This is a genomic window from Arthrobacter sp. 10L424 (assembly GCF_056395325.1).
Genome location: NZ_JBFTJH010000010.1, coordinates 61,813 through 83,721, shown reverse-complemented (window position 1 = coordinate 83,721; position 21,909 = coordinate 61,813). Strand labels below are relative to the sequence as shown.

The window sequence follows — 21,909 nt, the reverse complement described above, 5'->3', positions numbered from 1 at the left end:
ACAGGCGCACCCCGGATCCGGGCAGCCCCCGTCCAAATCCGCAGCGCATTTCCTTTTCCGCAGCCCCGGCGGCCCGAAGCATGCCCACGACGCCGGCCCAGGCGCTGCAGCACCCCAGCCACGTGTCCGCACCAGTTCCAAACTGTGGCACCCGACCCGGCATTTTCCGCACCGGTTCCGGTCCAGCGCACCGGGGATCCGCGTAGCCCTCGTCCGATTCCACAGCGCTAGTCCGTTTCTGCAGCCCTCTGGACGTCTTCCACGCACCCGCCCCGTCACCATCTGTTTGGTGGTCCAAGGTACGCGTCCGGCTGGCCCTGGAACTCCTGCTGCCGCCGCCGGCCCGACGACGGTGTCACGCGGCGCAGTCTATTGGCCTGGTTGCCGGGACGCAGAGCCGAATGCCCGCCGTCGGGCAGCCCAATGCCGGGCTAAAGCCTGCCGTGCGTGACGCCTCTCCCACCACCCCGCCGGCCCCTAAGAAACGACGACGGCGTCACGCGGCGCAGTCTTTTGGCCTGGTTGCCGGGACTCAGAGCCGAATGCCCGCCGTCGGGCAGCCCAATGCCGGGCGAAAGCCCTGCCGTGCGTGACGCCTCCCCCACCACCCCTGTCCCTGCCCCGGAGAAACGTCGACGGCGTCACGCGGCGCAGTCTTTTGCCGGGCCGCCGGGACGCAGGGCTGGATTCCCGACGTCGGGCAGCCCGGTGCCGGCCGAAAGCCTGCCGCACGTGACACAGCCCCTCCCCCGAATCCCCAGCACGCAGAAGACCCCCGTCCGGTGGACGGGGGTCTTCTGTGGCTGGGGAAAGTCGGGCTTACAGCTTGCCGAACTCTTCCTTGACTGCCTTGTAGGTGTTGTCATCCTGGAACTCGTAGATGCCGATGTAGGCTTCCGTCGGGTCGCCGGCGTCGGAGAACGTTACGGGGCCGGACTGGCCGTCGTAGTCGATGTCCTTGCCGTTGCGGAGCAGGGTGACGCAGGACGGGAAGTCGCTGCACTTTTCGCCACCTTCGGAGACTGCCTTGAGCTGGGCGGCGATGTCGACGCCCTTCGTGCTCTTGGCGGCTTCGGAGGCGAGTGCGATCAGGTTCACGGCGTCGTAGGACTCGCCTGCGTAGCTGTAATCCTTCAGCGCCGGATCGATGGCCAGCAGCTTCTTCTTGAAGTCGTCCTTAGCGAAAGTACCCGGGATGGTGCCCTGGGCGCCCTTCAGCGTGCCCGCCTGGAAGTCCTTGCTGTAGTCGGACATGTTGCCGTCAACGAGGAACATCTGGGTGGGCTTGACGCCCTTGCCGGTCATCAGCGGAACGATGCTCTTGGCCTGGTCAAAGGTGATCAGGGCGATGGCATCCGGCTTCGCGGCCAGAACCTTGTCCACCTGGCTGCTGAACTGGGAATCGCCTTCGTTGAAGAGTTCCTCTGCCACGACCTTGCCGCCAGCCGCCTCGAACGCCGACTTCACGTTCTTCGCAAGGCCGGTTCCGTAAGCGTCGTTCAATACGATCATGCCAACGGTCTGGGCGCCACAGGTGGCCATGTAGTTGCCGAGGACCTTGCCCTGAAGCACGTCCGAGGGGGCGGTGCGCCAGTAGAGGCCCTTGTCGTCCCAGGCGGTGAAGTCCGGCGAGGTGTTGGCCGGGGAGAACTGGATGACGCCCGCGCCGGTGATCTGGTTGATCACGGTCTTGGAAACGCCGGACGATGCGGCACCGACGATCGCGCTGACGCCCTGGCCCAGCAGAGCCGTGGTGGACTGCGTGGCGATATCGGTCTTGGTGTCACCGGAGTCGCGGTGGATGACCTCTACGGGCTTGCCCAGCACGCCGCCGGCATCATTGATTTCCTTGATGCCAAGGTTGACACCCGCGATTTCGGGCGGGCCGAGGAAGGCCAGCGAACCGGTGGTCGGCAGGAGCGAGCCGATCTTCAGGGCGGTCTCGGTGGTGGTGGTTGCTGCGGGAACCGGTCCGGTGTTGGTCGCGGCTGTTGTACCGGCACCAGCTCCAGCGCTGGGTGCCGGGCAAGCGATGCCGGCGGCGTTGGCGCTAGCGGATCCGGTTCCGGTCGACGACGGGGTGGACGTGCCACCACAAGCCGTAGCCAGAAGAGCGACGCCGATGCTAAGCGCGGTGAGCTTAGCGATGCGCGGCGCCACCTGGGGGAGTGAAGTCATTTACAATCTCCTCGATCTAAAGGTGCGAACGGCCTTTGATGCGAAAGATCAGGTGTTCCTGATTTAACTTCAAGCTAATGCAAATTCGGCCCGAACCAAAGTGACTACGGTCACATCCTTATAACACTCGTTGCATAGAGGAAATCTGGCCGCCGGACCCGGGCGCGCCAAGAAGCGTGCCCCAGGTGGGACTCGAACCCACAACACGCGGATTTTAAGTCCGCTGCCTCTGCCAATTGGGCTACTGGGGCGCCCGGTCCATGGTATCCCGCCTGACCTCCGGCTAGGCGCTGCCAAACGGCTTGGCGTAGCGGAATGTTCCGCTCACGCCGCCCGGCCAGAGGGCCAGCGGGAGCAGCTGGAAGTGCACACCCCAGGCCGGATCGGGGGCCTCCACGCCGAGCGAGGTCGACGTCACGAAGCCGAAGCGCGAGTAGTACTCCGGGTCGCCCAGCAGCGCGATGCCGCGCTCCCCCGCCCCGTTGGCCCGGGCGATCGTTTCCTTCATGAGAGCGCTGCCGATTCCGTGGCGCTGCAGGCGCGGCACGACGCCGATCGGGCCGAGTCCCAGGAGCGCCAGCTCCCCCGCCCGCCCACGGGTGCTGATCACGTGCCCGACGACCTCGCCGCCCAGCACCGCGACGATGCTGAAGTCCGGCAGGTATTCGTCACAGTCGAAGAGCGCACGCAGGAGCTCCACCTCTTCGGGTTCACCCTCGACCGGCAGCCCGGTGACCGGGGAGACGGCAAACGCCGCGGCCGTGAGGGCGAGGATGGCGGCCCGGTCCGCGGGCTGCTCGCTGCGCAGCACCAGCTCGGGGGCCGGCTTCTGTTCCCCGCTGGCTGCGACCAGCTCGTGCAGCACCTCGAGAGCCCGATCAGCGTCCGCCACCGGGACCAGGATGTGGTCATGGTGGAAGCCGGCCAGGACGTTGCAGCTGATCTTTGCCTCGGTCAGGGCGGCGCTGACGGCTGCCGTCAGGCCGATGGCTTCGAGCGAGGAGTGCACTTGAAGGGTGATCCAGGCACCGACAAAGTCGTAGGGCAGTCCCAGGCTGTCGGCTTCGGCCCGCGGCAGCACGACCGTCAGGCCTTCCGCCTCCCGGACGGCGGCGGCCACCGCGCCGGCCAGGGGTCTGCCGTGCGGCCAGAGGACGTAGACGAACTCCCCCTCGCGGAGTTCCGGGTGCATCGTGGCCAGCAGGGTGTGGAGGTCCTTTTCAGCGGTCATGGAGCCAGTCTAGGCTCGGGCCGCCCGGGTCCCGGGCGGCGGATGACGGGTTAACGGCGACGGCGGCCGCTCCCCCGCAAGGGAACGGCCGCCGTCGAATGCTGCTGCGGGCTACTTGGAGTCGGCCGAAACCGCTTCCTTGTTGGCAGGCTTGCCGGCATCTGCCGCCGGCTTCTCAGCCGGAGCCGCAGGCGCAGCCTCAGCCGGCTTGGGGGCCGGCGTTGCGGCGGCCACGAAAGCGCCGCGCGGGTTGTCCAGGTCGATCAGCTGGGTGGTGTCGCGGCCAACGAAGAACGCCAGGATCCAGCCGAAGATCACGCGGATCTTGCGCTCTACGGTCGGCATGGCCAGGCCGTGGTAGCCACGGTGTGCCAGCCAGGCGAGCGGGCCCTTGAGGCCGATCCGGCCAACGATGTTGAGGTTGGCAACACCCTTCCACTCGCCGAAGCCGGCGACGGCGCCCAGGTTCTTGTGCTTGTAGTCCTTGAGCGGCTTGTCCCAGCGGGAGGCCCACAGGTTCTTGGCGAGGCGCTTGGCCTGGCGCAGCGCGTGCTGGGCGTTCGGGACGCAGGTGCCGTCCGGCAGGCCGCTGCCCGTGAGGTCCGGCACGGCCGCAATGTCGCCGGCTGCCCAAGCGTTGTCGATGATGCCTTCGTCGCCTGCGATGCGCAAGTCCGGGAGGACGCGGACGCGGCCGCGGGGCTCCAGCGGGAAATCGGTGGAGCGGATCATCGGGTTGGCCTGCACGCCGGCAGTCCAGACCAGGGTGTCCGACTCGAATTCCTGCGCCGGCGTCTTGTCCGGGAGGTTGATGAGCTTCAGGGAGCCCTCGGCGTTGTCCAGCGAGGTGTTGAGCAGGACCTCGATGCCGCGGCTGCGGAGGTGTTCCACAACCCATTCGGCCTGGCTGGCCGTGACCTCGGGCATGATCCGACCCATCGCCTCGACCAGGACGAAGCGGACTTCCTCCTGCTTGATGCGCGGGTTGTTCTTGACCGCGGCGCGGGCCAGGTCTTCCATTTCGGTGATGCACTCGATGCCGGCGAAGCCGCCGCCGACGACGACGAAGGTCAGTGCGCGGGCGCGTTCCACCGGATCGGTCATGAGCGAGCCGGCTTCGATCCGCTCGAGCACGCCGTTGCGCAGTGCGACGGCTTCCTCGATGGTCTTCAGGCCGATGCCCTTGTCAGCGAGTCCCTTGATCGGGAACGTGCGGGTGATCGCGCCTGCGGCCACCACGACGTCGAAGTACGGAACCTCGAAGGTCGCGCCGCCGTCGGCCGGGGCAACCACGGCAGTGCGGTTGGCGTGGTCGATCGAGGTGACGCGGCCCTGGATGAGCTCGGTCTGCTTGAGGTGCCTGCGGTGCGAGACGACGGCGTGGCGTGCCTCGATGTTGCCGCCGGCAACCTCGGGAAGGAAGGGCTGGTAGGTCATGTAGGGCAGGGGATCAACGAGGGTGACGATGCCACCGGCGTTCGCGATCTTCTTCTGCAGTTTGAGGGCTACGTACAGGCCGACGTACCCGCCGCCGACGACGAGTACCCTGGGACGGTCCTGGAGCTGAGGGGAGGATGCCATGCCCCAAGAATACCGTACTTTGTGAAAAACTTCACTAACTACGGTTTCCGGGTGGAATCCACCGAATCGAGCACTCCGGTTTCCGGGTTTCCGGGCCCGTCGGGGCCTCCCTTGGGGCTCGTCCGCACTGCGCGGCGGAGCTGGAAGACCGCGGCTCCCACGATGCACAGGAACAGTCCGCCGAAGCCGAGCACCACCATGGCCGGCACGGCGCTGTCCAGCCCGGACGGGGGCTCCGCGACCGGGACAGTGGCCTCCGGCAGGGTGGGCGCCGCGCTGGACGGGACCGCCGACGTGGCGGGCGGCGTCGTGGCGGGGTTGCCCCGCCGGTGGACCCGGATCCAGTCCGAAATCGAACCCAGCGGATTGATCCGGGTTTCGGGGACGTCGGCCTTGAGCGCCGCCTCGGCGTTGAGGATCCCGAAGCCGTACAGCGGGTCCTTGCCCGGGGCGCCGGCGTCCTTCGCGGTGCTGACAATTCTGTTGATGACCTGGCTGGCCGTCATTTCAGGCCATTTGGAGCGGATCAGGGCGGCGACGCCGGCGACGATGGGGGTGGCGCCCGAGGTACCGGCCCATTCCGCGTAGCCGCCGCCGGGGAGCCCGCCTATCAGGTTCTCCGCCGGGGCCGCGACGCCGATGCTGATGCCCTGGGACGAGGAATCGATACTGGCGGTCCCTTTGCGGTCCAGCCCTGCGACGGTCAGCACGCCGGGAATGGTGGCGGGGGCCCCGACCTGGACGTTGCCGCCCCCGCGGTTGCCCGCGGCGGCGACGATCACAACGTCTTTCTGCTCGGCGTACAGGAACGCCGCGTCCCAGCTCTGCGGCCATTCCGGTGAGGTGCTGCCGAGCGAAATGTTGATGACGCGGGCGCCGTTGTCGACCGCCCAGCGGACAGCCTGGGGTATCTGGTCCTGGTCACTCTTGCCGCCGGGGTTCGGCGACCCGAGCCAGGTGGAGACGGACAACAGCTGCGCTTCGGGGGCGACGCCGACAATTCCGTCCGGCCCGACAGTCGGTCCGGCACTCGGGCTGGGCTTTGCCGTCGACCCCCCAGGCTGGTGCCCGCGGCCCGCCAGCATGGTGGCGACAAGGGTTCCGTGCTCGGGCTTTGCCCCGATGCTCTGCTGGCCGTCCGCGGTCCCTGCGCCGGAGACGTCGACGCCGCCGGTCAGCACGCCGGCAAGGTCCGGGTGCTTGCCGTCCACGCCGCTGTCGATCACGGCGACCTTGACGTTGGCGCCCTTGGAGACTTCCCAGGCCTTGGTGATGCCGGATTCGGCAAGCCAGTACTCCTTGTCCCGCCACTCGTCGGCGTGCGCAGCGGGGGCTCCGGTCAAAGCGGCCGTCAGGCTGCCGCCGGCAAGGGCCAAGGCCATCAACGCGGAGGCGGTCCGGCGGCGCCGGTCTGTTGCTCTGGTCATTCGGGTCCTATCGGCAGGACAGCTGGTGGCGCTGCGGAACGCGGAGGGATCTGGGCGGGGTTCTGGAATAGACGCTGGCTGGCCGGGCGTCCGCCGGGCACGCAGTCCAGCCGGCCTGAGGCCAAGCTGATGCCCTGCTGCCTAGCTGATACTCAGGGCAATTCCGTCAAGAATATCGTGTTCACTGGTGACCGCCGTAACGACCCTGCCGTCCGTGGCTTCGGCCAGCCGTTCCAGGACGCGCCGCCAGACGAGTGCGCCTGCCCCGATCACGTCCACCCGGCCGGGATGCATGTAGGGCAGCGCGGCACGTTCCGCGTGTGACATCGCGAGCAACTCGGAGCAGGCCCTGCTCACGTCGTCCAGCGAAAGTTCCGTGCCGTGGATGGCCTCAGCGGAGTATTCCGGCAGCCGCAGCGCGTGGGCTGTGATGGTGGTGATGGAACCGGCCACCCCGACGACGGCGGCGCTGCGGTCCAGCGGGACGGTCCGGGCCGCCTCATCAATGGCGGCGTCGACGTCGGCCTCCGCCGCGGCGATTTGTTCCGCCGTCGGCGGGTCGCTGCGCAGGTGGCGTTCCGTCATCCGGACACAGCCAATGTCGACGCTCCGGGCGGCGATGACGCCGTCGGCGTTACCCAGTACGAACTCCGTGCTGCCGCCGCCGAGATCGACCACGAGGACGGGATCCTCGCCCCGGGAGGGCAGGACGCTGCTGGCGCCGGCGAAGGACAGTGCGGCTTCCTCGTCCCCGGTGATGACTTCGGGTTCAACGCCGAGGATCTCGCGGATGCCGTCGACGAAAACCTGGCGGTTGCCGGCGTCGCGGGTGGCGGAGGTCGCGACGAAGCGCACGTTGGCGGCCCCGTGCCGGCGGATCTGCCCGGCGTAGTCCGCGGCGGCCGCGAACGTCCGGTCCAGGGCCTCCTGGGCGAGTTCGCCGGTGGCGTCCACACCCTGGCCGAGCCGGACGACGCGCATTTCGCGCACGACGTCGGCCAGCCGCGGCGTCGCGCCGTCCGTTTCCGCGTCGGCGATGAGCAGGCGGATCGAGTTGGTGCCGCAGTCGACGGCGGCCACCCGGGTCACTGACCGGCCCCGCTGCCGCCGTCGTCGGTGGTCCTGCCGGCGTCGGTGGTGCTGCCGGAGTCGGTGGTGCTGTCGGGGTCTACGGTGCGCGGTTTCCGGACCGGGGCCGGCCGGCCCACGATCTCCGGAAGACCCTGCGGGCCGTGCCTGCTGAGGTCCTGCGAGGGGGCTTCGCCGCCGGTGTCCCATGCGCCGTCGCAGTAGCACCTGTCCTGGGTCCACCACTCGCTGATTGCTGCGATGGCCTCGTCGCCGAGGGGGTTCACGCCCGGTCCGGCGGCGAGCGAATGGCCCACCAGGACGTGCAGGCATTTGACGCGCGTGGGCATTCCGCCGGCGGAGATGCCGTCAATTTCAGGCACGGCTCCGATCCCGGACCGGGCGCCGATCTCTGCGCGGGAAGCCAGGTAGGCCTCGTGGGCGGCGCGGTAATCCGCGGCCAGGTGGCCGTCTCCCCCGAGCCGTTCGTTCATCTCGTTCATCAGGCCCGCCGCCTCCAGCCGCGACACGGCCGAGGTGATGACGGGGTGCGTGAGGTAGAAGGTGGTGGGAAAAGGTGTGCCGTTGCTCAGCCGCGGGGAGGTGGCCGCCACGAGCGGATTGCCGCAGACGCAGCGGGCAGGGATCTCGACGACGTCGCGCACCGGGCGCCCCAGCTGCCGGCTCAGGACATCGAGGTCGCGGGACGAGGGCCTGCGGGATTCCCCCGGGGAGCGGGAGGGATCCGGGGTGCCGGGGGTCTCTGCGCTCGGGTCCACTGACATGGGGGTCTCGTCCACTCGGTTCTCGTCCACGGGGGCGGCACCTTCCTGCCCTGTCTGGTTTGTCCGGCGGACATTCCTGCGGCGGGCGCCGCTGCTTAGTCTGTTGCCGAGCGCCGGATGGATTCCCAAAGGGAGTCCACCCAGGGCAGCTCGGCCGGGTCTTGGGCTGATCCTGCACCGGCAGCGCCACCGGACGATCCGGCAGGTAGATCGCTGCCGAAAACCCAGTAGCCCGTTTCGCCGGGCATAACCATGTTAATGCGGTCGCGGGCCTGTTGCTTCACGTAGTTCGGATCCTGCCACCGGGAGACCTGCCGCCGGAGATCATCCTGCTGGGACTGTTTAGCGGCAATGTCCGCCTGAAGCGCGGCGATTTCGGCACGCTTCTCGAAGAAGATCTTGACCGTGGGCGCCAGCATGATGGTGATGGCAATCATGACGACGAGCAGCGCCAGCATGCGGCCCGAGAAGGCCTTGGCGGGAACGGGGTGCTCTTCGGCCGGCGCGGCGCTGTCCCCCGCGGCCGTGCTGTTCCTGGTCGGGTTTTGCTTTGCTTTCGCCTGCCCGGGACCGCCCGGCGGCGTTGCGGCGGACGTGGCCGTTGACTGACGGGAGGCGACGGTGTTGCCGGTCCGGGATTTTGGGGCTGCCCCACCGGCTGGTTCCTGCTGGATACCGCGGGAACTGCCGAAATCAGCCTGGATGACGTCGCCGCCGTCGCCGCTGTCCGGAGACTTCGGGGCGGCAGGCGTGGCCCGGGGAACCTTGGGTCGGCGGGTAGCCATGTCACTCCTGTAATGCCCGGTGCCCACCGGGCTGGCTTGCGGCTTGCTGGTTCAGTGCTGTTTGGTTCTGCTCAGTGTTGATCGGGGCTGCTCAGTGCTGGTCGCCGTGGCCCAGGCCGGGCACAGGCACGGAACGAGATCCCAAAAAAGAAACCGGCGGCCATGGTCTTTCAACCATAGCCACCGGTTCGCGGTTCGTGCGGTTACTAGCCGTTGAAACGCGGGAAGGCGCTGCGTCCGGCGTAGCGTGCGGCGTCGTCGAGTTCCTCTTCGATGCGCAGCAGCTGGTTGTACTTGGCAACGCGCTCGGAGCGGGCCGGGGCACCGGTCTTGATCTGGCCCGCGTTGGTGGCAACGGAGATGTCGGCGATGGTGGTGTCCTCGGTCTCGCCGGAGCGGTGCGAGGTGATGGTGGTGTAACCGGCGCGCTGGGCGAGGGAGACGGCATCCAGGGTTTCGGTCAGGGAACCGATCTGGTTGACCTTCACCAGCAGCGAGTTGGCGGTCTTCGAATCGATGCCGGTCTGCAGGCGTTCCGGGTTCGTGACGAAGAGATCGTCACCCACGATCTGGACCTTGTCGCCGATGGCGTCGGTGAGGGTCTTCCAGCCTTCCCAGTCGTTTTCGTCCAGCGGATCCTCGATGGAAACCAGCGGGTAGTCGGCAACGAGCTCGGCGTAGTAGGCACTCATCTCGGAGGAGCTGAGGGACTTGCCTTCGAACTGGTAGGCGCCGTCCTTGAAGAACTCGGAGGAGGCCACATCCAGGGCGAGGGCAATGTCCTGACCCGGGGTGTAGCCGGCGTTCCGGATGGCTTCCTGGATGAGGTCCAGGGCTGCGCGGTTGGACGGCAGGTTCGGCGCGAAGCCGCCTTCGTCGCCGAGGCCGGTGGACAGGCCCTTGGCCTGCAGGACAGCTTTGAGGGCGTGGTAGACCTCGACACCCCAGCGCAGGCCCTCGGAGAAGGTCTCGGCACCCAGCGGGACAACCATGAATTCCTGGATGTCGACGTCGGAGTCGGCGTGCGAGCCGCCGTTGAGGATGTTCATCAGCGGCACGGGCAGGACGTGCGCGTTCGGTCCGCCGAGGTACTTGTAGAGCGGCAGGTCGGCGGAGGCCGCGGCTGCGTTGGCGACGGCCAGGGATACGCCCAGGATGGCGTTGGCGCCGAGCTTGCTCTTGTTGGCGGTGCCGTCCAGGTCGATCATCGACTGGTCGATGCTGCGCTGGTCGGTGGCGTCGAAACCGATGAGGGCCGGGGCGATCTGGTCGATGACGGCGTCGACGGCCTTCTGGACGCCCTTGCCGAGGTAACGGCCCTTGTCGCCGTCGCGGAGCTCCACGGCCTCGTGCTCGCCGGTGGAGGCGCCGGAGGGAACTGCTGCGCGGCCGATCTGGCCGTCCGAAAGCAGGACTTCAACTTCTACGGTGGGGTTGCCACGGGAATCGAGGATCTCGCGGGCGTGGATGGCATCGATAAGCGCCATGGATAGGCTCCTTTGGGTGAAGCGATCTGCTGGGAATCTGATGGGAAATCAAGCTGGGAATCAAGCTGAAAAACCGACGTCCTCGTCGTTACACAGCCTAGTCGAGAGTGGCATAAGTTACAGAAACCTATCCATTCCCCGGACGTCATTTTGGCGGTCTACAGGGACGGTGGCGGTGGCCGGCTCGCCTGGAAGCGGCGGTTCGCGCCGCGGAGGGCGCGTTCGGCGTCGAACCCCCGGGCTCGCGCGCTGGCCGCGATGGCGAAGAGCAGGTCCCCGAGATCCTCCTCCGATGCCGGGACGTCAACCGGCGGCGTGGACGACGGGAGGCCAGTGCGCTCGGCGCGGTCCAGGAGTTTCTGCGCCCGGGCCAGCGCCGGCAGGGCACCGGGGACGCCGTCGAGGGGCCCGCGGGAGGGCCCCGCACCGGAGTGTGCGGACCCGGAGTGCAGGACCTGCTCCGAGCGTTTGACGGCGTCCCACGTCTGGACGATCTCCTCCACCGTCGCCGGGAAGGACTCCTGCAGGGATCCGTCAGGACGGAACACATGCGGGTTGCGCCGGATCATTTTGGCGGTGAGGCCGCGGGCGACGTCGTCGAGGTCGAAGGAGCCGCGTTCCTGCGCGAGCCGGGCGTGCAGGACCACCTGGAGCAGAACGTCGCCCAGTTCGGCTTTCAGCTCGGCGTCGCCGCCGTCCGTTTCGATGGTTTCCGCCACCTCGTAGGCCTCCTCGAGGAGGTACTCCACAAGGGATTCGTGGGTGAGGGCACCCATCCAGGGGCAGTGGGCGCGGAGTTCGGCGATGCAGCCGGCCAGCGCGCCCACCGCGGTGGATTTTTCGTTAGCCAAGGTCGGCGTAGGCCTCGTTGATGTATTCGACGAGGGCTTCCTTCTCTTCGAGCGGCAGGAATGCGGCCTCGGCTGCGTTCAGCGTCAGCTCCAGCAGGTCGTCAAGGTCGTAGTCGAAGGTCTCAACCAGCAGTTCGAACTCGTCCGTGAGGGTCACGCCGCTCATGAGCCGGTTGTCTGTGTTGATCGTGACGTTGAAGCCGAGCTGGTAGAGCATGTCCAGCGGGTGGCTCTCGATTCCCTCGCCGAAGCCGGCGATGGCGCCGGTCTGCAGGTTGGAGGACGGGCAGATCTCCAGCGCGATGCCGCGGTCGCGGACCCAGCTGGCGAGGTCACCGAGGGTGACCATGCCGATGTTGTCATCCTGCTCGTCGCTGCCGTCGGCGTCCTCGTCCGCTTCGAACTCAACGGTGACGTCCTCGGCGATGCGGACGCCGTGGCCCAGGCGCAGGGCGCGTCCGTCCACCAGGGCGGACTGGATGCTTTCGAGTCCGGCAGCTTCACCGGCGTGGACGGTGGCCGGGAAGTTGTGCTGGGCCAGGTAGGTGAAGGCGTCCTTGAAGCGGGACGGCAGGAAGCCGTCCTCGGCGCCGGCAATGTCGAAGCCGACGGCGCCGTTGTTGCGGTGGCGGACGGCGAGCTCGGCGATTTCCTGGCCGCGGTCGGCGTGGCGCATGGCGGTGATCAGCTGGCCGACCTGGATGTCGCGGCCGGTCTCGGCGACGGCGTCGACACCGGCGTCGAGGCCGGCCTGCACAGCCTCGACGACCTCGTCCAGGCTCAGGCCCTTCGCCAGGTGCTGTTCGGGTGCCCAGCGCACTTCACCGTAGACGACGCCGTCGTCGGCGAGGTCTTCGACGAATTCCTTGGCGACGCGGAAGAGGCCGTCCTTGGTCTGCATCACGGCAACGGTGTGGTCGAACGTCTCGAGGTAGCGGACCAGCGAGCCGGAGTCGGCGGATTCGCGGAACCACTCCCCCAGGGCGACGGGATCGGTGGAGGGCAGCGTGTGTCCCACGGCCTCGGCAAGTTCAATGATGGTGGCCGGACGGAGTCCGCCGTCCAGGTGGTCGTGAAGGGAAACCTTGGGGAGGCCCTTCAGGTCGAATTCGAGGTCAGGGGCAGCGTCAAGAATTATCTCAGTCACGTTCCAACCTTAGGGTCGGACGCCGGGCAACACCAGCCGGTGGGGCCGTGCGCGCGGCGAACCGTCAGCCGGCCGGGCAACCGGCGGGCCTTTGCCCGCGGCGGACCGCCGGAATCAGGCCTCGACGTCGGCCGGTGCCGCCAGCGGCGCGGGCGCAGCGGGTGCACTATGCGTGGTGTGCCCCGTCTTGGCGTGCGCCGTCTTGGTGTGCCCCGCCTTGGCGTCGGCTGCAAGGCTTGCGGCCCGGCTGGCCGCCGCGGCAGCACCCTTCGTGTCGCGCCAGCGGTGCAGCCAGGTCAGCAGGTGGTCGATCACGATGCCCAGCACGATGGCGAAGGCGATGGCGATCCCGACCCCCAGCAGCGGGTGTTCGTGGACCCAGTTGCCAGCAATGATGCCGATGCCCGCCGAGTAGGCCACCCACGTGATGGAGGCAAAGATGTCGAGGATGACGAAGCGTCGGCGGGGGTAGGCCGTGGTGCCGGCGATCCAGTTGACGGCCACGCGTCCCACCGGGATGTAGCGGGCGGTGAAGATCAGCATGGCGCCGCGCTTGTCGAGTTCATAGCGCGCCCAGGCAAGGGCGCGCTGGACCTTGGGTTTGCGCATCCAGCGAAAGCGCTCGACGCCGACATGGCGGCCGAGCAGATAGGCCATATTGTCGCCGGCGATGGCCCCCACGGCGGCCGCTGCCATAACCCACCACATATTCGGCTGGCCGGACGTGACAGAGAGGGCACCCAAGGCGACGATCAGGGTTTCACTCGGCAGAATCGGAACGAAACCGTCGATGAAGCAGAAGAGCGTAAGAATCGGGTAAATCCACCACTGTCCCGCGGCATGGAGTATAGCCTCATTGATAAATTCCACGCGGGCGTTGCTCCTAGGAAAGTGACGAAAAGCGCTCTTCAGTGTCCCATGGCCGGCAAGGATGCGCCATGTTTCGGCCTGGACAAATCTTCACAATTTCGGGCTTCGCGCCCTTTAGGGGTCTGCCGGAGGGACCGGCTGCCCGGTGTCCTCGGGAAGCGTCCCGCGCAGCCTGCTGATGACCAGGTCCACCAGGATCCCAAGGCCAATCGCGCAGATCACGGCGACAATGACCCCAAGCAAGTGGTTTTCTTCAAACCATTGGCCGAAGAAGAGTCCGATGGCGACGGAATACGAGGCCCAGAGCACCGCGGAGAGCACCGTCAGCCCGACGAAGCGTGACCGCGGGAAGTGGGTGGCGCCGGCCGTCAGGTTGACGGCGACGCGGCCGATCGGCACGAAGCGTGCCACGAGGATCAGGGAGCCGGGCCGTTTGCGCAACTCCGTGCCGGCCCACCGGAATGCCCTCTGCATCCGGGGGCCGCGCATCCAGGCCCAGCGCTGCGTTCCGGTCCGGCGTCCGATCAGGTAGGCGATGTTGTCGCCGAGAAAGGCGCCGGCGGCGGCTGTCGCGGCCAGGAACGCCGGGTTGGGGACGTCGGCGGTGGCGGCCACCGCGGCGAGCCCCACGACGACCGATTCGCTCGGAATGGGTGGGAAGAAGCCGTCGATCACACAGCACGCGAACACGAGGAAGAGCACCCAGGGTTGCCCCGCGGCGGCCAGGATGAAGTCGTTAATTGCCTGCACAGTTTCCTAACGCCCGGCGGGGCCAGATAGGTCCGTCGAGTAGAGATACTTCAAGCGCAGGCTCGGCCGGAGCCGGGCCTGCGCTTCAAGGGTACTGCCGTGGGGTTAGTGTACCGCCGGCCCCCTGTTGCCCTACGGACACGCCGTTGCCCTGTCACGTCTGGCGGCCAAAACCGGGGTTTGGAGACCACAAGTGACAGGGCAACGGGGTGGGCGGGCGTTACGCGATGCGGTCGATGATGAGCTTCTGCGCGGGCCGGGAGCCCTCCGGCGCGATCACCGCGGCGTGTTCGAGTGCTTCCTTGGCGCGCTCGAACTTCTCCGGGGTGTCTGTCAGAAGCGTCATGAGCGGTTCCCCCGCCTTGACCGTGGCGCCGGGCTTGGCGTGCATCCGCACCCCGGCCCCGGCCTGGACCTGGTCCTCCTTGCGGGCGCGTCCGGCACCGAGGCGCCAGGCAGCGACACCGACGGCCATTGCGTCGAGCTCCACCAGGACGCCGTCGGCCGCGGCGTAGATGACCTCGGATTCCTTGGCGACCGGAAGCTTGGCCCGCGGGTCGCCGCCCTGCGCCTCGATCATCCGGTTCCAGACGTCCATGGCCCGGCCGTCGCGCAGGGCAGCCCGGGGATCGGCGTCATGGACGCCGGCGCACGCCAGCATCTCCTCCGCGAGCCGGACCGTAAGTTCGACGACGTCTTCCGGACCGCCGCCGGCCAGGACCTCGACCGATTCCTGAACTTCGATCGCGTTACCCGCTGTGAGGCCCAGGGGCGTGTTCATGTTGGTCAGCAGGGCCACGGTGTTGACGCCGGCGTCCTTGCCCAGGGCCACCATGGTCTCGGCCAGTTCCCGGGCGCGCGCCTCGTCCTTCATAAAGGCTCCGCTGCCGACCTTGACGTCCAGCACCAGCGAGCCGGTGCCTTCGGCGATCTTCTTGCTCATGATCGAGGACGCGATCAGCGGGATCGCCTCCACGGTTCCGGTGACGTCGCGGAGCGCGTAGAGCTTCTTGTCCGCCGGGGCCAGTCCCGCGCCGGCCGCGCAGATGACCGCGCCGACGTCCTGGAGCTGGGCCATCATTTCCTCGTTGCTGAGGTCCGCACGCCAGCCCGGGATGGCTTCGAGCTTGTCCAGGGTGCCGCCGGTGTGGCCCAGGCCGCGGCCCGAGAGCTGCGGCACGGCCACGCCGAAGACCGCGACCAGGGGTGCCAGCGGCAGGGTGATCTTGTCCCCGACACCTCCCGTGGAGTGCTTGTCCGACGTCGCCTTCATGCCGCCGTCGGGCCGCCGCAGGCCGGAGAAGTCCATCCGCTCGCCGGAGGCGATCATGGCCGCCGTCCAGCGGGAGATCTCGGCCCGGTCCATGCCGTTGAGCAGGATGGCCATGTTCAGGGCGGCCATCTGCTCGTCGGCGATGGCGCCACGGGTGTACGCTTCAATCGTCCAGTCGATCTGGGCGGGGCTGAGCACACCCTTGTCCCGCTTAATGCGGATGATGTCGACGGCGTCGAAAGCTTCAGTCGTGTTGGGATTTGGTGTCACCGGGGTTCCTCCAAGTGTTGGGGGCCAAAGGCATCGGGAAGGACCTGGTCCATGGTCTTGATTCCCTGGGTGGTCATGAGCTCCATGTCGGGAGCCCGGAATTCGTAGAGCAGCTGCCGGCAGCGTCCGCAGGGCATAAGGACGTTGCCGCCGGCATCCACGCAGTAGAAGGCGCGGAGCAGGCCGCCTCCGGTCATGTGCAGATTGCCCACGAGAGCGCATTCGGCGCACAGGGTCAGTCCGTAGCTGGCGTTTTCGACGTTGCAGCCGCTGACGATCCGGCCGTCCGCGGTGAGGGCTGCTGCCCCCACCGCGAACTTCGAATACGGCGCATAGGCGTTCTCCATGGCGGCGACCGCGGCGGCCTCGAGTGCCGCCCAGTCGACGTTGGCGCTGTCCATGGTCAACCCTTGACGTACGGTATGCCGCTCGCGGCCGGCGGCCGTGACCGGCCCACGAGGCCGGCGACGGCGAACACGGTGACGAGGTACGGCAGCATGGCCATGAACTGGCTCGGCACGGGAGTGCCGATGATCGTCACGATGCTTTGCAGGTTGTCGGCGAAGCCGAACAGCAGCGCGGCGAAGAACGCCCCGATCGGGTTCCAGCGGCCCAGGATCATCGCGGCGAGGGCGATGAAGCCGCGGCCGCCCGAAATCTCCTTCGTGAAGCTGTCGATCGCCACGAGGGTGAAGAACGATCCGCCGATTCCGGCGACGGCGCCGCCGAGCGTGACGTTCCAGAAGCGGGTGGCGTTGACTTTGATGCCCAGCGTGTCGGCGGCCTGCGGGTGTTCGCCGACGGAGCGGACCCGGAGGCCCCACTTCGTCTTGAACAGCCCGATCCACACGACAATGACGGCCACGTACATCAGGTAGCCCACGACGGACTGCTTGAAGAGGATCGGGCCGAGGACCGGGATGCTGGACAGGACCGGGATCTCGATGATGGGAAGCCGGCCGGGCGAGTTGAACATTTCCTTGTTCGCTTGCATCACGGTGCTGAACAGGAAGCCGGTGAGGCCCGAGATCAGCACGTTGAGCACCACACCGACGATGATCTGGTTGACCACGTACTTGATGCTGAAGACCGCCAGGACCATCGACACGAGCGCGCCGGCCACGGCCGCGGCAAGCAGGCCCAGGTAGGGATTGTCGGTCAGGCTGGCGACGATCGCGGCCGTGAAGGCACCGCCCAGGAGCTGGCCTTCGATGGCGATGTTCACGACGCCGGCGCGTTCGCACAGGACACCGGAGAGGGAACCGAAGACAATCGGCACGGCGAGGGTCACGGACCCGGCGATGAGGCCGGCCAGCGAGATGCTGGGAGTCCTTGCGCCGCCGACGACCCAGATCAGGAAGGCAACGACGAAGACGACGGTGAAGACGACCGGCAGCCAGCGGGGCGGCCGCTGGTTCCTTTTCGCCTTCAGGACCAGGGCGTAGCCCGCGAGGCCCAGCAGGATCACGGAGAGCACAATGCCGCTGAGGAATGCCGGAACTTCGATCGCTGGGAGCTGGAAGAAGTCGCCCCCGGAGGAAACCCCGAACTTAGCGGTTTTTTGCGGGCCCATCAGGCCAAAGAAGATGAAGGCGACGGTGGCCAGCGCCGCTAGCGTCACCGGCAGCTTCCAGGTCACGGGCTTGCCGGACGTTGTCTGCTTGCGTTCCTTTGCCTCCGGTTTTCCCTGCGGGCCACCCGGTACGGGCGCTGTGGCTGTTGTGCTCATGCTGCACCTCCGGTGGTTGCTGCCTTCTGGGTCTTGCCGGCGGTTGCGGCCTTCTTCTTGCGCGGGTTCATTCCGAAGATCGCCCGGATCAGGGGCGGCGCCGCGATGAACAGCACGATCAGCGACTGGACCACCAGGACAATGTCGATCGGGGTGCCGGTCTGGATCTGCATCTGGACCGCACCGGCGCGGAAGGCGCCGAACAGGATGCCGGCGGCGAACGTGCCCCACGGCGTCGAACGTCCGAGCAGTGCGACGGTGATGGCATCAAAGCCGTACGTTGCCGCAACACCGTCGGTCAGGACTTTTTCGGTGCCCGCCACCTGCGCGACGCCGGCCAGTCCGGCCAGGCCACCGGCCAGGGTCATCACCAGGATGGTGGCGCGGGGGACGTTGATTCCGGCGGTCAGTGCCGCCTTGGGGTTGGCGCCGACGGCGCGGAATTCGAAGCCGATCGTTGACCGGTTCAGCAGCCACGAGACGAACACTGTGGCCGCGATGGCCAGCAGGAAGCCGAGGTGCAGCCGGTACTGGGTGCCGAAGATCTGCGGGTAAACCGCCGACGGGTCCAGGATCGGGGAAATCGGCGTGGTCTCGCCAGGCCGCTGGAACAGGTCCGTGTCCAGCAGGTAGCGCAGGAAGTAGAGGGCGATGTAGTTGAACATGATGGTCACAATGACCTCATGGGCTCCGGTTCTCGCTTTGAGCACACCGACGAGTCCGCCCCAGATGGCACCGCCGATGACGCCGGCGAGCAGGACGAGCAGCAGGTGCAGCCCCACCGGCAGGTGCAGCGCGAAGCCCACCCAGGCGGCGAGGATGCCGGCCATGATGATCTGGCCTTGGGCACCGATGTTGAACAGGCCCGCACGGAAGGCCAGGGCGACGCCGAGGCCGGCGGTAATCAGCGGGGTGGCGATGGTGAGGGTCTCCATCAGCGGAGCGAACTGTCCGCCGACGCCGCTCCCCCGCGGGTTGAACACCGAGCCCTGGAAAAGCGCGACATAGGAGCCGGTGGCGGCAGACCAGACGGCCGCCAGGAAGTCGGTGGGCCGGGCAAAGAAGTACGACGACGTGGCCGCCACGACCTTGTCCGTGCTGGCAATGAGCAGTCCGCCGAGGATCAGGGCCAGGAGGACGGCCAGGATGGTCACAATGCCGTTGCCGGTGAAGATCTTGCGCAGCACCGAGTCCGGTTCTTCCGCGCCCGGCAGCGTTCCGCTCTGGGCAGAGACCGGGACAGCCGACGGCCGCATCGCGCCGCCGGCGGTGTCCAGCGTGGTGACGAAATCGGCGTCGTCCTCCAGGGGGTCCTGGGGCTCCCCGGCCGGGGACTGGGTTTTGGGAATCCGGTCCGGATCCGGTTCAGCCGAGTGTCGCGGCTCGTTGTTCTCACTCATGGTCGTCTCCTACGGCGCCGGAGCGGGGCTCCTGCACGGGCTGGGCGGCGGGCGCCTGGTTCGTTGCTTCGGGGTCGGCGGCGGGGTCGGCGGCATTTTCGGCCGGATGCCCAGGGGGCACTTCCCCGGGATGGGAGGCTGCCTGCTTGCTCGCGGCGTCCGCGAGGGCGTCCTGCGGGGACAGGCCCGCCATCATCAGGCCGAGGACGTCGCGCCCGGTGCCGGCCGGAACGATCCCGACCAGCTTGCCCTTGTAGAGCACTGCGATCCGGTCGGCGAGTTCGATCACCTCGTCCAGTTCGGTGGACACGATCATCACAGGGGTGCCGTGGTCACGCTCGGCGACGATGCGCTTGTGCAGGAACTCGATGGATCCGACGTCCACGCCGCGGGTGGGCTGGGAGGCGATGAAGAGCCGAAGTGGCCGGGAGAGCTCCCGGGCCATCACAACCTTCTGCTGGTTGCCGCCGGAGAGGGTGCCGGCCGCCAGCGAACCCGACGGCGTGCGCACGTCGAACTCGTCGATCCGGGTCTTGGCGTTCTCCAGGACCTTGGCCGGGCTCATGCTGATGCCCTTGGCGAATGGAGCCTTGTCGTAGCGGTCCAGAATCAGGTTTTCGGCGATCGAGAAGGTGCCGATCAGGCCGTCGACCGAGCGGTCTTCGGGCACGAAGCCGACGCCGGAGTTCAGTACGTCCTTAACGCTGCGGCCCAGCAGTTCCTCGCCGTCCAGCAGGATGGAACCCTGCGCGCGTTCCTGGAGGCCCAGGATGGCCTCGGTCAGTTCGGTCTGGCCGTTGCCCTGGACGCCGGCGACGGCGAGGATCTCGCCGCGTGCGATTTCGAAGCTGATGCCGTCCACAACATGCTGGCCGCTGGGGGCGATCACGGTGAGGTCCTTGACCTGGAAGGTGGTTTCCTGCGGCTTGGCGGGGGCCTTGTCCAGTGTCAGGCTCACGGCGCGGCCCACCATCAGCGAGGCCAGTTCCGTCGTCGAGGCGCCGGGGTCGGCACTGCCGACCACCTTGCCGCGCCGGATCACCGTGATGGTGTCGGAGACGGCCTTGACCTCGCGAAGCTTGTGCGAAATGAAGACGATCGAGGTGCCGTGGCTCTTGAGCTGGCGCATGATGTCCAGCAGTTCATCGGTGTCCTGCGGGGTCAGCACGGCAGTGGGCTCATCGAGGATGAGCACCTTGGCGTCGCGGACCAGCGCCTTGATGATTTCCACGCGCTGCTGCACGCCGACGGGGAGGTCCTCGATCATCGCGTCGGGATCGACGTCGAAGCCGTACCGGTCGGAGATCTCCTTGATCTTCCGGCGGGTGTCATCCAGGTCCAGGAATCCGCCGGCCTTGGTGTTCTCCGCCCCCAGGGCGACGTTTTCGGCAACCGTGAAGACCGGGACCAGCATGAAGTGCTGGTGCACCATGCCGATACCCGCGGCCATGGCGTCGCCCGGGCCGCGGAAAGTGACGGGTTTGTCGTCGATGAGGATCTGGCCCTCAGTGGGCTCGTACAGTCCATACAGGACGTTCATCAGCGTGGACTTACCCGCGCCGTTCTCGCCGAGCAGACAGTGAATCTGCCCGGGTTCAACAACCACATCAATGTGATCGTTGGCTACCAGGGAGCCGAAGCGTTTGGTGATCCCCTTGAGTTCAAGTTTCAAAACTCTGACCAATCTCGAAGTGTCCGGCGATTGTGGCCCGGACGGATGATGGGGCTGCAGAACCAGCGTAGTGCCTGCAGCCGGAAGCGGAGCCGGTCCGCTCAACGAAAAGCGCCACAGCCCGTGCGGTGGTGACCGTACGGGCCGTGGCGCTTAGCGAAAGGAAGTTAGACCTTCGGGCTGGCTGCGGATTCAACCTTCAGCTTGCCGGAGGCGATGTCCTTCTTGATCTGGTCCAGGTCAGACTTGAGCTGGGCCGGGACCTGGGAGTCCAGGTCGTGGAACGGAGCCAGCTGCACGCCGTCGTTCGCGAGGGTGCCAACGTACGGGGTGTTGGAGAACTTGCCTTCCGTGTCTTCCTTCACAACGGTCTCGACGGCCTCGCCCATCAGCTTCATGACGGAGGAGAGCATGATGTCCTTGTAATCCGGTGCCGTGAGGAAGCCGTCGGAGTCAACCCAGATGAGCTTGACGTCCTTGCCTGCCGCCTTGGCTTCCTTCAGGGCCGCGCCCGCGCCCTTGCCGACCGGACCGGCAACGGGCATCACGATGTCCGCGCCCTGGTCCAGGAAGTTCTGGGTGAACTGCTTGCCCTTGTCCTGCTTTTCGAAGTCACCGGTGAAGGAGCCGTCCTGCTTGGCCTTGTCCCAGCCAAGAACCTTGACGTCCTTGTTGTTCTTCTCGTTGTAGTACTTGACACCGTCGGCGTAGCCGTCCATGAAGATGGTGACGGTGGGGATCTTGATGCCGCCGAAGGTGGCGACCGTTCCGGTCTTGGTGGTGCCTGCCGCGAGGTAGCCCGCGAGGAAGGCGGCCTGGGCCGTGTCGTAGATGATCGGCTTGACGTTGCTGATCGGGGTCTCGTAGCCGAAGTCGATGATGGCGAAGTGGCTGTTCGGGTTGGCCGTGGCCTGGGCCTTGGTGGCGTCGCCGAGCAGGAAGCCGACCGTGACGGTCAGGTTGCAGCCGGCGGTGACCATGGCGCGGAGGTTCGGCTCGAAGTCGTTGTTGGTCTTGGACTCGGCCTGGTTGACCTTGATGCCCAGGTCCTTCTCCGCCTTCTTCAGCCCTTCGTAGGAGGACTGGTTGAACGACTGGTCGTCGAATCCACCAGAGTCGGAGACGATGCAGCCTGTGTAGTTGCTGGCCGTGGCAGTCGCGGTGCTGCTGGCCGTCGGGGCGGCGCCGCAACCGGTCAGCAGAAGTGCAGCCGCGCCGGCGGTGGCGACTCCGGCCATTGAACCGCGCTTAAAGGTTGCACGCAGAGAGTTCTTCAATTTTCCTCCAGGAAGAAAGAGTAGGCGCTACGACGGGAGCTCAATGAGTGTCTGTTGGCGGGATTGCCGCTGAAACGCTGTTTTCACTGATGGATTTCGCAGCACTGCGCCGAGGCGCACTGATGCAA

18 protein-coding genes and 1 tRNA gene are annotated in these 21,909 nt (G+C 67.1%); all 19 read right to left on the bottom strand.

Annotated elements, in window-relative coordinates; all coding sequences use genetic code 11:
* Window positions 1-819 precede the first annotated feature (819 nt).
* The 19 genes from AC1DC5_RS15790 to AC1DC5_RS15700 all read right to left on the bottom strand — a co-directional run bounded on the left by AC1DC5_RS15790 (window position 820) and on the right by AC1DC5_RS15700 (window position 21,781).
* Window positions 820-2,178 (bottom strand): ABC transporter substrate-binding protein, encoded by a 1,359-nt coding sequence (locus tag AC1DC5_RS15790; protein ID WP_476865781.1) that lies wholly within the window; start codon window positions 2,176-2,178, stop codon window positions 820-822.
* A 177-nt stretch (window positions 2,179-2,355) separates the two neighbouring features.
* Window positions 2,356-2,429: transfer RNA gene (locus AC1DC5_RS15785), tRNA-Leu, on the bottom strand.
* A 32-nt stretch (window positions 2,430-2,461) separates the two neighbouring features.
* A complete protein-coding gene (locus AC1DC5_RS15780; RefSeq protein WP_476865780.1) occupies window positions 2,462-3,409 on the bottom strand; it encodes an N-acetyltransferase in 948 nt (315 codons plus the stop codon).
* 111 nt (window positions 3,410-3,520) lie between these two features.
* A complete protein-coding gene (locus tag AC1DC5_RS15775; RefSeq protein ID WP_441405753.1) occupies window positions 3,521-4,990 on the bottom strand; it encodes an NAD(P)/FAD-dependent oxidoreductase in 1,470 nt (489 codons plus the stop codon).
* A 38-nt stretch (window positions 4,991-5,028) separates the two neighbouring features.
* Window positions 5,029-6,417: a S8 family serine peptidase gene (locus AC1DC5_RS15770; RefSeq protein WP_476865779.1), complete on the bottom strand. Its 1,389-nt coding sequence runs from the start codon at window positions 6,415-6,417 to the stop codon at window positions 5,029-5,031.
* A gap of 141 nt (window positions 6,418-6,558) precedes the next feature.
* Window positions 6,559-7,506: a Ppx/GppA phosphatase family protein gene (locus tag AC1DC5_RS15765; RefSeq protein ID WP_441405751.1), complete on the bottom strand. Its 948-nt coding sequence runs from the start codon at window positions 7,504-7,506 to the stop codon at window positions 6,559-6,561.
* Entirely contained in the window at window positions 7,503-8,270 is a 768-nt protein-coding gene (locus AC1DC5_RS15760) for a DUF501 domain-containing protein (protein WP_441405845.1), read from the bottom strand. Before AC1DC5_RS15760 ends, AC1DC5_RS15765 begins: the two co-directional genes overlap by 4 nt.
* A gap of 95 nt (window positions 8,271-8,365) precedes the next feature.
* Window positions 8,366-9,055: an FtsB family cell division protein gene (locus AC1DC5_RS15755; RefSeq protein WP_441405750.1), complete on the bottom strand. Its 690-nt coding sequence runs from the start codon at window positions 9,053-9,055 to the stop codon at window positions 8,366-8,368.
* A 206-nt stretch (window positions 9,056-9,261) separates the two neighbouring features.
* Window positions 9,262-10,542 (bottom strand): phosphopyruvate hydratase, encoded by a 1,281-nt coding sequence (gene eno, locus AC1DC5_RS15750; RefSeq protein WP_224048898.1) that lies wholly within the window; start codon window positions 10,540-10,542, stop codon window positions 9,262-9,264.
* A gap of 158 nt (window positions 10,543-10,700) precedes the next feature.
* Window positions 10,701-11,318, bottom strand: coding sequence for a MazG nucleotide pyrophosphohydrolase domain-containing protein (locus tag AC1DC5_RS15745; RefSeq protein WP_441405844.1), 618 nt, complete (start codon window positions 11,316-11,318; stop codon window positions 10,701-10,703).
* A 67-nt stretch (window positions 11,319-11,385) separates the two neighbouring features.
* Window positions 11,386-12,540: an adenosine deaminase gene (locus AC1DC5_RS15740; protein WP_441405748.1), complete on the bottom strand. Its 1,155-nt coding sequence runs from the start codon at window positions 12,538-12,540 to the stop codon at window positions 11,386-11,388.
* Window positions 12,541-12,654: 114 nt separating this feature from the next.
* On the bottom strand, window positions 12,655-13,410 hold the full coding sequence (locus AC1DC5_RS15735; protein WP_441405747.1) for a DedA family protein: 756 nt from the start codon (window positions 13,408-13,410) through the stop codon (window positions 12,655-12,657).
* Between the two features lie 114 nt (window positions 13,411-13,524).
* Complete coding sequence (locus AC1DC5_RS15730; RefSeq protein WP_441405746.1) at window positions 13,525-14,160, bottom strand: DedA family protein; 636 nt, start codon at window positions 14,158-14,160, stop codon at window positions 13,525-13,527.
* Window positions 14,161-14,380: 220 nt separating this feature from the next.
* A complete protein-coding gene (locus AC1DC5_RS15725; RefSeq protein ID WP_476865778.1) occupies window positions 14,381-15,703 on the bottom strand; it encodes a thymidine phosphorylase in 1,323 nt (440 codons plus the stop codon).
* Window positions 15,700-16,104, bottom strand: a complete 405-nt coding sequence (locus AC1DC5_RS15720; RefSeq protein ID WP_441405744.1) for a cytidine deaminase — start codon at window positions 16,102-16,104, stop codon at window positions 15,700-15,702. The genes AC1DC5_RS15725 and AC1DC5_RS15720 overlap by 4 nt, the downstream gene beginning before the upstream one ends.
* 2 nt (window positions 16,105-16,106) lie before the next feature.
* Complete coding sequence (locus tag AC1DC5_RS15715) at window positions 16,107-17,432, bottom strand: ABC transporter permease (RefSeq protein ID WP_441405743.1); 1,326 nt, start codon at window positions 17,430-17,432, stop codon at window positions 16,107-16,109.
* Window positions 17,429-18,832, bottom strand: coding sequence for an ABC transporter permease (locus AC1DC5_RS15710; RefSeq protein ID WP_441405742.1), 1,404 nt, complete (start codon window positions 18,830-18,832; stop codon window positions 17,429-17,431). Before AC1DC5_RS15710 ends, AC1DC5_RS15715 begins: the two co-directional genes overlap by 4 nt.
* Window positions 18,825-20,504: an ABC transporter ATP-binding protein gene (locus AC1DC5_RS15705; RefSeq protein ID WP_441405741.1), complete on the bottom strand. Its 1,680-nt coding sequence runs from the start codon at window positions 20,502-20,504 to the stop codon at window positions 18,825-18,827. The genes AC1DC5_RS15710 and AC1DC5_RS15705 overlap by 8 nt, the downstream gene beginning before the upstream one ends.
* A 167-nt stretch (window positions 20,505-20,671) precedes the next feature.
* Window positions 20,672-21,781, bottom strand: coding sequence for a BMP family lipoprotein (locus tag AC1DC5_RS15700; protein WP_441405740.1), 1,110 nt, complete (start codon window positions 21,779-21,781; stop codon window positions 20,672-20,674).
* Window positions 21,782-21,909 lie beyond the last annotated feature (128 nt).